The organism is Variovorax sp. GW823-FHT04F07 (genome assembly GCF_058795995.1).
Genome location: NZ_JBXAIG010000003.1, coordinates 537,039 through 550,010, shown reverse-complemented (window position 1 = coordinate 550,010; position 12,972 = coordinate 537,039). Strand labels below are relative to the sequence as shown.

At 70.1% G+C, this 12,972-nt stretch carries 8 protein-coding genes; 6 read left to right on the top strand and 2 right to left on the bottom strand.

Annotation, left to right across the window (positions count from 1 at the left end):
* Window positions 1-12: 12 nt before the first annotated feature.
* Window positions 13-735 carry a protocatechuate 3,4-dioxygenase subunit beta gene (gene pcaH, locus AC1RAA_RS17880; RefSeq protein WP_095746761.1) on the bottom strand — a complete coding sequence of 241 codons (723 nt, stop codon included), beginning with the start codon at window positions 733-735 and terminating at the stop codon, window positions 13-15.
* 103 nt (window positions 736-838) lie between these two features.
* Here pcaH and AC1RAA_RS17875 point away from each other — a divergent pair, with 103 nt between their 5' ends.
* The gene (locus AC1RAA_RS17875) at window positions 839-1,834 is read left to right on the top strand and encodes a LysR substrate-binding domain-containing protein (protein WP_492730929.1); all 996 of its coding nucleotides are present in this window, start codon (window positions 839-841) and stop codon (window positions 1,832-1,834) included.
* A 4-nt stretch (window positions 1,835-1,838) separates the two neighbouring features.
* On the opposite strand, the gene AC1RAA_RS17870 is transcribed toward AC1RAA_RS17875, so the two are convergent.
* A complete protein-coding gene (locus AC1RAA_RS17870; RefSeq protein WP_492730930.1) occupies window positions 1,839-2,273 on the bottom strand; it encodes a DUF1841 family protein in 435 nt (144 codons plus the stop codon).
* Between the two features lie 298 nt (window positions 2,274-2,571).
* Here AC1RAA_RS17870 and AC1RAA_RS17865 point away from each other — a divergent pair, with 298 nt between their 5' ends.
* The 5 genes from AC1RAA_RS17865 (at window position 2,572) to AC1RAA_RS17845 (ending at window position 12,965) form a co-directional block, all read left to right on the top strand.
* Complete coding sequence (locus AC1RAA_RS17865) at window positions 2,572-6,945, top strand: hypothetical protein (protein ID WP_492730931.1); 4,374 nt, start codon at window positions 2,572-2,574, stop codon at window positions 6,943-6,945.
* 89 nt (window positions 6,946-7,034) lie between these two features.
* On the top strand, window positions 7,035-7,532 hold the full coding sequence (locus tag AC1RAA_RS17860; RefSeq protein ID WP_062479666.1) for an OmpA family protein: 498 nt from the start codon (window positions 7,035-7,037) through the stop codon (window positions 7,530-7,532).
* Window positions 7,533-7,643: 111 nt separating this feature from the next.
* On the top strand, window positions 7,644-10,739 hold the full coding sequence (locus AC1RAA_RS17855; RefSeq protein WP_307584539.1) for a glutamate ligase domain-containing protein: 3,096 nt from the start codon (window positions 7,644-7,646) through the stop codon (window positions 10,737-10,739).
* Entirely contained in the window at window positions 10,736-11,029 is a 294-nt protein-coding gene (locus AC1RAA_RS17850; RefSeq protein WP_492730933.1) for a hypothetical protein, read from the top strand. The genes AC1RAA_RS17855 and AC1RAA_RS17850 overlap by 4 nt, the downstream gene beginning before the upstream one ends.
* A 91-nt stretch (window positions 11,030-11,120) precedes the next feature.
* Window positions 11,121-12,965, top strand: coding sequence for a peptidase domain-containing ABC transporter (locus AC1RAA_RS17845; RefSeq protein ID WP_487849628.1), 1,845 nt, complete (start codon window positions 11,121-11,123; stop codon window positions 12,963-12,965).
* The last annotated feature ends 7 nt before the right edge of the window (window positions 12,966-12,972 follow it).

Genomic DNA, 12,972 nt, shown 5'->3' with positions numbered 1-12,972 from the left:
GGGGAATTCCTTTCAGCGGTTCTCGAACGGCGTTTCATCGGCGCCGCGCAGCACCATGTCGAACTGGTAGCCCAGGGCGTAGCCTTCCTCGGTGATGTCGAGGCTGAAGTCGGCAATGAGGCGGTTGCGGTAGCGCTCGGGCGTGCCGGTGACCATCGGGTCGTACTGCAGCAGCGGGTCGCCGGGGAAATACATCTGCGTCACGAGGCGGCTGGCGAAGCTCTGGCCGAACAGCGACAGGTGGATGTGCTGCGGGCGCCAGGCGTTCGGGTGATTGCCCCAGGGATACGCGCCGGGCTTGATGGTGAGGAAGCGGTAGCGGCCTTCGCTGTCGGTCAGGCAGCGGCCTGCGCCCAGGAAGTTGGGGTCCAGCGGGGCGTCGTGCTGGTCGACCTTGTGCACGTAGCGGCCCGAGGCGTTGGCCTGCCACAGCTCGACCAGCGTGTTGGCCACCGGACGGCGGCGCTCGTCGAGCACCTGGCCGGTGAGGATCATGCGTTCGCCCAGCGGCTCGCCGTTGACGCGCGCGTTGCGCGTGAGGTCGTGGTCGAACTCGCCGATGCTGTCGTGGCCGTACACCGGCTGCTGCAGCTCGCCGAGCGAGGCCTTCAGCGGAATGAGCGGCTTCTGCGGGCCGCGCTTGCCGGTCGACTTGTAGCCGGGGTAGATGTAGCTGGGATGGGCGTCCCAGTCGCGCGGGGTGAGGGTGGGCTGGGCGCCGCTGGTCTTGGTCATGTACGTTGTCTCCTGTCGTGGGACGAATCCGAAGCCCGCACTGTAGAAGTCGCGATCAATGATGTAAATTGAAGATTGTTCCAGTTTCAATAACCAGAAGGCATTGAAAAAGTCTCCCGCCGAGCTTCGCCAGGATTTCGTGCGCAACGTGCAGCTGCGGCACCTGCGCGCCTTCGTCGCGGTCGCGCAGGAGCGCCACTTGGCGCGCGCGGCCGAGCGGCTGGCGCTGAGCCAGCCGGCGGTGTCCAAGACGCTGTCGGAGCTCGAGGCGGTGGTCGGTACCCGGCTGGTCGAGCGCAGCCAGGCCGGTCGCCGCGGCGTGCAGGGCCTGACGCCGGCGGGCGAACAGCTGCTGGCCCATGCCCTGCGCGTGCTCGAAGCGCTCGACGCCAGCGCCCAGGCCGTGGCGCCGGCCGCGGGCGGGCGCATCGAGCGCCTGCGCATCGGCGCCTTGCCCAGCGTGGCGCCCGCGCTGCTGCCGGTGGCGCTGGCGCGGCTGCGCGAAGGCTGGCCGGCGGTGCAGATCCTGGTGAAGAGCGCGGCCAACGCCGTACTGCTCGACGAGCTGCGCGCCGGCGAGCTCGATCTCGTGGTCGGCCGCATGAGCGACCCGCGCCTGATGGGGGGCCTGAGCTTCGAGCTGCTGCACACCGAACCGCTGGTGTTCGCCGTGCGCGCCGGCCATCCGCTCGCGCTCAAGCCGGCGCCGGTGCAGGCGGTGCTCGACTATCCGCTGGTGGTGTACGGCGAGGGCACGATCCCGCGCCACAACACCGAGAGCTTCCTGTCGGCGCGCGGCCTGGCGCTGCCGCGCAATGCCCTGCAGACGCTCGACGTGGCGGTGGCGCGCGCGCTGGTGGCGGTGTCGGACGCGGTGTGGATCACGCCCCTGGGCGCCGCCCGCAGCGAGCTGGCCGATGGCCGCCTGGTGCGGCTGCCGATCGATACCACCGGCACCGAGGAGCCGGTCGGCCTCCTGCAGCGCAGCGAGGCCGAGCCGTCGCCGCTGCGCGCCGCGATGGCGGGGCTGCTGCGCGAAGCGGCGAAAGCGCAAGGCGCATTGCCGGCGCGAAAGGGAACGCCGCGCGCCGCCGGCTGATCGCTCAGTCCTTCGTGGCCCGGCGCTGCACGCAGGCCACATAGCCATCGCCATCGGGCGGGCGCCCTGCGCGCTGGCTCTCCCACATCATCTGGCCCAGGCAATCCATCGCCTCGTGGTGCGCATGCAGCAGCGAGCCGCGGCGCGCGGCCAGCAGCTCGACGGCCTGGCGGATGCCGCGCGGCTGGTCGATGGAGCACTGCTCGCTGATCGACAGGTGCATCGACAGATGCAGGAACGGGTTCTCGCGGCCGTTCGATCCGTCGTAGACCCGCGCCACCGCCGCGTCGGCGTCGACCAGGTCCTCGTGGTACTCGGGGTGCTCGTCGATCCAGCCGGCCGCGATGGTCTCCAGCGGCTCCATCGGCAGGCCCTGCCGGTGCTTGGCGTACACGTCGCAGAAGAAGCGGCGCACGTCTTCCTGGGAGGGATTGAACATATATAGAAGAGAGAAGAAGGAAAGAGAAAAAGCGGGTGGCGCGGCGCGGGCGCCAGGGCTGTGGAAAGTGCGCGCGACACGCCCGACGTTCCGGGTACGAGGCGTTACATCGTTACGTAACGAATCGCGAATTGACCTCCTTACGGGCTGTTTCGGAGGTCGGTGCGTTGCGCGGTTTTCAGAAAAATATCCATACAAATCAATCACTTGAGGCACCGATGGCGCGGCGTTGGCACGGCGGCGGAAAAGCGGCACGCAAGTTGCCCCTGTAGATGCATCTTTTGTCACAGAGGCTGCCATGACCGCTCCACAAGCATCGACCGTTTCGACCGAAGGGCTCGCCGCCACTGGCGCGCCCGTGGTTCTCGCCCAAGCCACCGTCACGCCGCTCGGCACGCCGGGCATCAGCGCCGGCGCCTCCGCCGCGCCTGCGGCCGTGGCGTCGCCCAGCGTGGGCACATTGTCCAATGCTACGCCCGGCGTTGCAGTGATGCGCGAGGGTGTCCGCATTCCGGTGGACGGCAATCAGACCCTGATGGCCGGCGACCGCGTGATCGTGCCGGACGGCGGCCAGGCCAACGTGCTGTTCCCCGGATCGGCCTCCAACAAGGCGCCGCTGGCCGGCGTCTTCACCGGCGGCACCGATGCGACCATCGGTTCGACCAAGCTGCCCGGCGGCCTCGAACAAGTGAATGTGGACGTCGCCTCGGGCGACCTGCAGGTGACCCCGCCGGACAGCGACGCCGATGCGGCCGCCCTGGCAGTGACCAAGAAGACCGCGGCCGGCAGCGGCATCGGCCTCGGTGAATTCGCGCTGGGCGCCCTGGGCGCCGCGGCGCTGGGTGCTGCACTGAGCGGCGGTGGCGGCGACGGTGGCACCACCGGCTTCCCCCTGTTCGTGGGCGGCCCGGGCGGTGAGTCCGATGCGGACGCTGATTCGGATTCCGACTCGGACTCGGACTCTGACAGCGACTCGGATTCGGACAGCGACTCTGACTCGGATTCGGATTCGGATTCGGATTCGGATAGCGACTCGGATTCCGATTCGGACTCGGACTCGGACAGCGATTCGGACTCTGACTCTGACTCCGACTCGGACAGCGACTCCGACAGCGATAGCGATAGCGACTCGGATTCGGACAGCGACTCTGATTCGGACTCTGACTCGGATTCGGACAGCGACTCCGACTCGGATAGCGACTCTGATTCCGACTCGGACAGTGACTCGGATTCAGACTCTGACTCGGACAGCGACTCTGATTCGGACTCGGACAGTGACTCCGACTCTGACTCTGACTCTGACTCCGACTCGGACAGCGATTCCGACTCCGACGCAGACGCCGACCACCTCCTCGACCCAGCCGACGGCATCGTGGGTGGCGTGGTCGACGGCCTGGATGACGCGCTCGGCCTTGGTGGCTCGCTGACCCCGGTGGCCGGGGTGGTGGATGACCTGACCGACGTCGTCGACGACGTGCTCGCTCCACTGCTCGGCGAAGAGTTCCAGGCCAACAACCCGAACCAGCTCGACCCGATCGACGACACCGTCGGCAGCATCACCGGCCCGCTCGGCGAAGCGCTCAGCCCGGTGCTCGATCCGCTGCTCGGTGCCGGCGCCGCCGGTGCCATCCTGGACGGCCTGCTCGGCCAGGTCGACTACGTGACCGACGCGCTCAACAACGGGCTCGAGAACCTCGTCGGCGACAACGGCATCGTCAGCGGCCTCACCGACGCCCTCGGCCTGGGCGGTGTCACCGACCAGCTGCTGGGCGACGACGGCGCGCTCGGCGGGCTGCTCGAGAACGTGCTCGGCGAAGGCAGCCTCGTGGCTGGCGTGCTGGCCGAAGACGGCCTGGTCGGTGGCCTGCTGGCACCGGACGGCCTCGTCGGCGGCCTGCTGGGTGAAGACACCGCCGTCGGCGGCCTGCTCGACACCGTGCTCGGCGAAGACGGCCTGGTCGGCGGCCTGCTCGGCGACGGCGCCGTCGGCAACCTGACCGGCGGCCTGCTCGGCGCGGACGGCCTGCTGGGCGGTCTGCTCGGCGACGACGGCGCAATCGGCGGCCTGCTGGGCGACAACGGCCTCGTGGGCGGCCTGCTCGGCGGCGACGGCGCACTGGCCGGCCTGGCTGGCTCGGAAGGCCTCACCGGCGAACTGCTCGGCCAGGGCGGCCTCATCGACAACCTGCTTGGCCAGGACGGCGCGATCTCCGGCCTGCTCGCCGACAGCCCGCTGGGCGGCCTGCTCGGTGGCGACGACGGCCTGCTGGGCGGCTTGCTCGGCGGTGTCATCGGCGAAGGCGGTCCCATCGGCGGCCTGCTCGGCAACGACGGCCTGGTCGGCGGCCTGCTGAGCGACGACGGCCTGCTGGGCGGTGTGCTCGGCAGCGACGGCCCGTTGGGCGGCCTGCTGGGTGACGACGGCCTGGTCGGTGGCCTGCTCGGCGATGCCGGCCCCATCGGCGGCCTGCTCGGCGGCGACGGCGTGCTGGGCGGCGTGCTCGGCGACAACGGCCTGGTCGGCGGTCTGCTCGGCGGTACCGGCCCCATCGGCGGCCTGCTCGGTGACGACGGCCTGCTCGGCGGCCTGCTGGGCGACAACGGCCCGCTGGGTGGCCTGCTCGGTGGCGACGGCGTCGGCGGCCTGCTCGGACCGGACGGCGTGGTCGGTGGCCTGCTGGGCGAAGACGGCCCCGTGGGCGGCCTGCTCGGTGAAGAAGGCCTCGTCGGCGGTCTGCTGGGCGGCGTGCTCGGTGGCATCGGCGGTGGCGGCACCCCCGGCACCGGCGCGGCCCTGCTCGACCCGGCCGACAGCGTGGTGGCCGGCCTGGTGAACGGCCTGAACAACGGCGTGCTCGGCGACCTCGGCCTGGGCGACGTGCTGGCCCCGGTCTCGCAACTGACCGACAGCCTGACCGACACGGTCGACGGCCTGCTGGCACCGGTGCTCGGTTCCAGCTTCACGCCGAACGACCCGAACGTGCTCGACCCGGCCGACAGCCTCGTCGACGACGTGACGGACGGCGTGGGCGGCCTGGTCAGCCCGGTGGTCGACCAGCTGCTCGGCGCCGGTGCGACGAACGGCCTGCTGAACGCGGTGGACACGCAGGTCGACTTCGTGACCGACGGCGTGGCCAACCTGATCGGCGGCGATGGCCTGCTGGGTGGCGTGCTGGGTGGCGACGGCGGCCTGCTGGGCGGTGTCCTCGGTGGCGACGGTGGTCTGCTCGGCGGCGTGCTGGGTGACGACGGCCTGCTGGGCGGCTTGCTCGGCGGTGAAGGCGGTCTGCTCGGTGGCGTGCTCGGCGAGGGCGGCCTCCTGGGTGGTGTCCTCGGCGGCGAAGGTGGCCTGCTCGGTGGCGTGCTGGGCGACGACGGCCTGCTGGGCGGCTTGCTCGGCGGCGAAGGCGGTCTGCTCGGCGGCGTGCTGGGTGACGACGGCCTCCTGGGTGGCGTCCTCGGCGGTGAAGGTGGTCTGCTTGGCGGCGTGTTGGGTGACGACGGTCTGCTGGGTGGCTTGCTCGGCGGTGACGGCGGTCTGCTCGGCGGCGTGCTGGGCGACGACGGCCTCCTGGGCGGCGTCCTCGGCGGTGACGGTGGTCTGCTCGGCGGTGTGCTGGGTGACGACGGCCTCCTGGGCGGCGTCCTCGGCGGTGACGGTGGTCTGCTCGGTGGCGTGCTGGGTGACGACGGCCTTCTGGGTGGCGTGCTCGGCGGTGACGGCGGCTTGCTCGGCGGTGTGTTGGGTGATGACGGCCTCTTGGGCGGCGTCCTCGGCGGCGACGGTGGTCTGCTCGGCGGTGTGCTGGGTGATGACGGCCTCCTGGGTGGCGTCCTCGGCGGTGACGGTGGTCTGCTCGGCGGCATCCTCGGCGACGACGGCCTGCTCGGTGGTGTCCTCGGCGGCGTGACCGGTGGCGATGCTGGCGGCCTGCTCGACGGCATCCTCGGCGACGACGGCCTGCTCGGTGGTGTCCTCGGTGGCGTGACCGGCGGCGACGCTGGCGGCCTGCTCGACGGCATCCTCGGTGACGACGGCCTGCTGGGCGGTGTCCTCGGCGGTGTGACCGGTGGCGACGCCGGTGGCCTGCTCGACGGCGTCCTCGGTGACGACGGCCTGCTGGGCGGTGTCCTCGGCGGCGTGACCGGTGGCGACGCTGGCGGCCTGCTCGACGGCGTGCTGGGCGACGACGGCCTGCTCGGTGGTGTCCTCGGCGGTGACGGCGGCCTCCTGGGCGGCGTCCTCGGCGGCGGCGAAGGCGGTCTGCTCGGCGGCGTCCTCGGTGACGACGGCCTGGTCGGCAGCCTGCTCGGTGCGGACGGTCTCGTGGGCGGCCTGCTCGGTGGCCTGACGGGTGGCGCCGAACCGGTGGCCGGCATCCTGGAACCGGTGACGAGCATCCTCGACGGCTCGGCCGGCTCGGCCGGCTCGGTGGTCTCGACGGTGGTCGAAACCGTGACCCACGCAGTCGAACCGGTGACCGACATCCTCGCCGGCACGCCGGCAGCCCCGGTGGCCGCGGTCGTGACCGGTGTGCTGGACACCGTCGAACACACGGTGGCCCCGGTGCTCGACAACGTGCTCACCCCGATCACCAGCCTGCTCGACCAGAGCCCGGCCGGCGGTGCCCTGGCACCCGTGACGAACATCCTGCACGGCCTGCTGGGCTGATCCAAGGACACGAAGAAGGAGGAAGGGAAACCTCGATAGCAAGCAGACAGGGACGGGCCGTCAGCGGCCCGTCCCGCGAAAGGACCGTCATGAACAAGAATTTCCGGATACTGGCCCTCGTGGCAATGGGCGCAAGCCTCGCTGCCTGCGGTGTGCCGCCCAAGGGCGGTCGCGACGACGCGACCTACTACTACTCCAACAAGAGCGTGCGCGAAGTGCCCAAGGTGGAGCCGGCACCCCCGCCGCCGCCGCCGAACACACCGGCCAAGATCGTCTACTTCGACTTCGACCGATACGACGTCAGGACGGGCGACCGCAGCATCGTCGAGGCGCACGCGGGCTACATGCGCAACCGGCCGGCGAGCCGGGTCGTGATCGAAGGCCACACCGACCTGCGCGGCGGCCGCGAGTACAACCTCGCGCTCGGCCAGCGCCGCGCCGAGGCCGTGCAACGCATGCTCACGCAGATGGGCGTGCCGGGCGAACGCATCGAAGCCGTCAGCTGGGGCATTGAAAAGCCCGCATCGCTTGCCACCACCGAGGAGGGCCATCAGCTCAATCGTCGCGCCGAGTTCAGCTACCGCTGAATCGGGAGCACGCGATGATTTCACGGGCGGCTTCCGGTCCGCGATCACGTCATTCAAGCGAGAGCAGATGACGGACGCGACCGGCCTTCGCCCGCATTCGACCGGGGCCGAATGATGTCCTTCTCAGACCAGCTCCACGCCTGCCACGAGCGCCTGGTGTCCGTGTGCGCGGCGTTGCCTGCCCCGTACCCGGCCTTCACGCTCTTCTTCTCGGTGAGCGACGGCTCCCAGCGTGCGCACGTCGTGCATGCCCGGGCCGACGACTTTGAGACCGCCTGGCGCGAAGGCGCCGACCTCGTCGAGCGATGGGTGCGCGAGCGCGGCATCGTCTCGCCCTGGCTGCGCATCGACTGGGTCGAGGGCGCCAGTCCCATGGACTGGACGCAGTTCAAGACCCAGCTCACCGCGGTCAAGCGCAACTACTTCCGGCTCGGTCTGGCCTTCGACCAGGACTTCGGCTTCGCCTTCACCGAGCAGGAACTCAACGCCAACGCCATGCTGTGCGGCGATTCGACCATCGCGCACTCGGTGGTGAACGTGCGCAACTTCGACGTCTACGCGCAGGCCCGCTTCGAGCGCACGCTGCCGCTGGAAGAGTCGTCGGAGCGCACGGTGTACCTGCTGGCCACGGTCGGCGTGTTCTGCCAGCCCGACGGCGTGGTGCACAAGCTCGTGGGCACGGGGCTCGACGCGGGCCGCCGCCAGCTGCCGGCGCTCAACCCGCAGGCCGTGCTCGAGCTGGTGCGCAGCGGCTCGTCGTACCTGGCGCGCCAGATGCAAAGCGATGGCCTGTTCGTGTACGGCTACTTTCCGTGCTTCGACCGCCGCATCCCGACCTACGACGCGATGCGCCACGCGGGCACCGTGCACGCCATGCTCGAGGCCTGGGAGCTCACGCGCGACGACACGCTGCGCGCGGCCATCGACCGCGCCATCGACCACCTCACCGACGCGCTGATCCGCGACTACACGCTGCCCGACGGCCGCGAGGTGGCCTACCTGGTCGACACCGGCGGCGAGATCCGCCTGGGCGGCAATGCGGCCTGCGTGCGCATGTTCGTGCGCTACTGCGAGCTGATGGAAACGCGCCACTGGCTGCCGCTGCTGGAGAAGCTCGCGCTGGGCATCGTGGCGCTGCAGGACCCGGCCAGCGGGCGCTTCGACCACGTGCTGCACGCGGCCGACCTGTCGCTCAAGCAGGCCTCGCGCGTCATCTTCTACGACGGCGAAGCGGCCTTCGGCCTCATGCGCCTGTACGGCCTCACGCGCGATCCGCGCTGGCTGGCCGCGGTCGAGAAAGCCTTCGACCACTTCATTGCGAGCCAGCACTGGCAATCGCACGACCACTGGCTCAGCGGCTGCGTGAACGAGCTCACGCAGTGGAGCCCGCAGGAGCGCTACTTCCGCTTCGGGCTGCAGAACGTGGCGGGCTACCTGGACTTCGTGCTCGATCGCAAGACCACCTTTCCCACGCTGCTCAGCCTCATGCTGGCGGCGCAGCAGATGCTGCAGCGGCTGGAGAGCATGCCCGCCATGCGGCACCTGCTCGACGAGCTGGACACCGAGAAGTTCTACCGCGCGCTCGACTACCGCGCGCACTACCTGCTCAACGGTTTCTTCTGGCCCGAGATGGCGATGTACTTCCGCCGGCCGTCCACGGTCGTCGGCGCCTTCTTCGTGCGGCATCACTCGTTCCGCGTGCGCATCGACGACGTCGAGCAGTACGTGACCGGCTTCGCGGCCTACCACCGCTACCTGCTCGACCGGCGCAGCCAGCCCGGCGGCGCGGGTCCTGGCGGCGGCGGTGGTGGCGGCGTGCGCGACGACGGCGCGGTCTGGACCGCCAGCGAGATGGCCCGCGTCACCGGCGGCGAGTGGGTGGTCAAGCCCGAGGACGGCTGGCGCGCCACCGGCGTGACCCAGCGCACCTTCATGCGCAAGGGCCGCGTCGTGTTCGAACACCAGGCCCGGCCCTCGAAGACGCCGCTGGCCGCTGTCACGCTCAAGGGCGTGCTGCAGCCGGCCGCGGCCGTGCTGTGCACCGACCCCAAGCCGCACCTGGACAAGCGCGTGCCCGTGCTGCAGGTGCCCAACGTGCTGCAGGCCGTGCTCGAGCTGGGCGACCACGCGCGCACCGAGTTCACCGGCCGCGTCTGCGGCGTGCTCGGCAGCGGCGCGGGCAGCAGCACGGTGGCCGCCATGCTGGCCGGCGCGCTCACCGTGTGGGGCGAGGTGGCGCAGCCCGAAGGCAACATCAGCCTGCCGTCGGGTATTGCGTGGAACCTCACCTGCATGCCGCGCCATGCCGCCTACTGGGTGCTCGAGATGGGGACCTCGCACATGCCGGCCTCGGCGCAGCTGATGCGGCCTTCGCTCATCGTGGTGACGGGGCTGTCGGCCGCGTCGCAGAAACACCGTGGCCCGTCGGAGGCCGCCGCGCGGCTCGACTGCCGCATGTTCCAGGCCATGGCCGCGGGCGACCGCGTGGTGCTCAACCGCGACATGCCCGAGTTCGCCACCTTCGCCGAAGCGGCCATGGCGCACCAGCTGCAGATCGTGACCTACGGCGAGCACAAGGACGCCGACGTGCGCCTGCTCGCCTTCGACCACGGCGAGGTGCAGGCCGAGGTGGCCGGCGAGCCCTTCCAGCTGCGCCTGAACGCGCCGGGCCGCCACATGGGCGCGAGTGCCGTGGCCGCGCTGGCCGCGCTGCAGGCGCTGCGCCTGCCGCTGGCCGCGGCCGTCGAACCCTTTGCGCACTTCGAGCCGCCGGGCGGACGCGGTGCGCTGCACACCATTCACATCGGCGGCGGAAGCTTCAAGCTGATCGATGAAACCTACGACGCCAACCCGAGTTCGATGCGGGCGGCGCTTGAGTTGCTGTCACAAGCCCCCTGCGAGCCTGCGCGCCGGGTGGCCATCCTGGGCGACATGCAGGAGCTGGGGCCCGCGGCGCAACGCCATCACCTCGATCTGGAGGCCGAGTTGCTGGCGTCGCAACCTGACCGCGTGCTCCTGTGCGGACCTTTGATGCGGGCGCTTCACACGCGCATCCGCACCAAGGTCCGCTCCCATTGGTTTGTCGATGTGTCCGACCTCTCCACCGCACTCGGCGGGCTGCTGCAACCAGGCGACTGGGTGCTGGCCAAGAGCTCCGCCGGTGTCGGTCTTTCCCGGCTCGCCCGGGTCCTGAAAGCACTGCCATGAGATGGAACGCATTGGTCCACATCCCCTATGAATCCGAACGCGAGGTACCCCCGCGGCGCTGGTGGCTGGGCTGGCTGCAGCTGCTGTGCGCCTGGGTGCTGCTGATGCTGCTGTGCGCCAACATCGCCCTCGTTTTTGCCGAAGGCCTGCCGGGCTCGTCCGGCCGCACCGCGACCCACGGCCATGCCCACAAAACGATGAATTGCACGCTCAGGGAAAACGCCGCGCCGCAAGGAACGCGCGGCGCGGAAACGACCGGTCCGGCGCAGGTTCGCACCCACCGATGCTGAGAGGCGTCAGAGGCGAATTTTTGCCTTGTAACAGTCGGGTAACAGTTGATAATGATGCAGGCGTCGTTGCCCGACGGATCGGTCTTTTTCCATGATCAAGTTCCTCTTGCCCAGCCAGCTGGTTGCCGACAGGCCGGAAGTCCCCGGCGCCAGTCCGTATGCCAGTGCGCTGAACGATGCGTTTCGCGCGGCCTACCCGCTCGTCAAGAGCGCGGCCTGGCTGTCGCTGCCCATCAGCCTGTTCGGGCTGCTGCCTTCGATCTTCCTGCTGCAGGTGTATGACCGCGTGCTCTCGCGCAGCGGCGTCTCCACGCTCGCCGCGCTGGTGAGCGGCATCCTGTTCTTCCTGTGCATCGAGTTCTGGCTGCGCACGCGCCGCTCGCGCCTGCTGCGCAACGCGGGCGCCACCGTCGACCACGGCGTGTCGGGCGCGCTGCTGCACTCCATGCTCGGGCGCCCGCTGCGCGCGCTCGAGGCGCGGCCGGCTTCGTCCTGGCAGCTGTTCTTTCGCGACGTGGGCGCGGTGCGTGGCACCGTCACCGGCGGGCTCGCGCAATCGATCTTCGACCTGCCGATGGCGATCTTCGCGCTGATCGTGATCGGCATCGTCGCGCTGCCGGTGCTGCCCGTGGTGGCGGCCTTCCTGGCCATCATGGCGTTCCTGGCCTGGTGGTGGGCCGACGAAGTGCGCGCCGGCCGCGTCGAAGAAGTGCTGCGCGGGCGCGGCCTGGATCGCATCACCTCCGAGATCTGCCATGCGCGCGAGACGCTCAAGGCGCAGTCGAACGACGGCCCGACCATCGAGGTCTGGCAGCAGACCTACAACGCCTGGCTCAGCGAGAGCTTCGGCAAGAACGGCCAGATCGAAACCGCGCGCGACGGCACCACCGTGCTGCTCACCGTGTTCTCGGTGATCGTCGTCACCGTCGGCGCCATCGCCGTCATGCAGCAGTGGATGACGGTGGGCGGCCTCGTTGCCTCCAACATGCTTGCGCTGAAGGCGCTGCAGCCGGTGGCCGGGTTGGTGTCGAACTGGCGCGCGCTGGCCACCGCCAAGGAAGCCGCCAAGCGCCTGGAGACCGTGCTCGGCGAGCCGGTCGAGAAGGCGCCCACCGGCATGGCGCTGCCGCAGCCGCTGGGCCGCGTCACGCTGAAAGACGTGAGCTTCAGCTTCACCGAAGACGCGCCGCAGCCCGTGCTGGAAAACGTCGACCTCGACATCGGCCCCGGCGGTCTGCATGTGATCGTCGGGCGCAACGGCGCGGGCAAGTCGACGCTGGTGAAGCTGCTGTCGGGCCTGTACACGCCCACGCACGGCGTGGTGAGCATCGGCGAGTACGACCTGTCGCAGTTCGGCCGCGAAGAGCTGTCGCGCTGGATCAGCTACCTCTCGCAAGAGGTGTACTGGTTTGGCGGCCCGCTGGTCGACACCATGCGCCGCGGCGCGCCGGGCCAGAGCGACGAGCAGATCGTCGCGGCCTGCAAGCTCTCGGGCGCGCACGACTTCATTTCGCGCCTGCCCGACGGCTACCGCACCGTGGTGGGCGAGGGCGGCACCGGCTTCTCGGTGGGCGAGCGGCGCAAGCTCGCGCTGGCCATGAGCTTCCTGCGCAAGCCCTCGGTGCTGGTGCTCGACGAGCCCAGCAACGACCTGGACTTTCAAAGCGAGCGCAACCTGCTCGCGACCATGCTCGCGGTGGCCAAGGTGCGCACCGTGGTCGTGGTCACGCACTCGCTGCGCATCGTGTCGGCGGCCTCCGCCGTCTATCACGTCACCGGCCAGGGCAATGTGGAAATCGGCTCCGCCGCCGTCATGGTGCCCAAGCTCTTCGGCGTGAAGAAGCCGCTGGTGGCGCTGGGCGACAGCACCGACGACGGCAGCGGCAGCAGCAACAACAATGCAGGCGTCCCGGCCGCCTCGCGCTCGATGGCGTGAGCAAGAA

Bases quoted from the DNA above. Each gene is read 5' to 3' on its own strand.
- pcaH (WP_095746761.1), bottom strand. From the start codon at position 735: ATGACCAAGACCAGCGGCGCCCAGCCCACCCTCACCCCGCGCGACTGG.
- AC1RAA_RS17870 (WP_492730930.1), bottom strand. From the start codon at position 2,273: ATGTTCAATCCCTCCCAGGAAGACGTGCGCCGCTTCTTCTGCGACGTG.
- AC1RAA_RS17865 (WP_492730931.1), top strand. From the start codon at position 2,572: ATGACCGCTCCACAAGCATCGACCGTTTCGACCGAAGGGCTCGCCGCC.
- AC1RAA_RS17860 (WP_062479666.1), top strand. From the start codon at position 7,035: ATGAACAAGAATTTCCGGATACTGGCCCTCGTGGCAATGGGCGCAAGC.
- AC1RAA_RS17855 (WP_307584539.1), top strand. From the start codon at position 7,644: ATGATGTCCTTCTCAGACCAGCTCCACGCCTGCCACGAGCGCCTGGTG.
- AC1RAA_RS17850 (WP_492730933.1), top strand. From the start codon at position 10,736: ATGAGATGGAACGCATTGGTCCACATCCCCTATGAATCCGAACGCGAG.
- AC1RAA_RS17845 (WP_487849628.1), top strand. From the start codon at position 11,121: ATGATCAAGTTCCTCTTGCCCAGCCAGCTGGTTGCCGACAGGCCGGAA.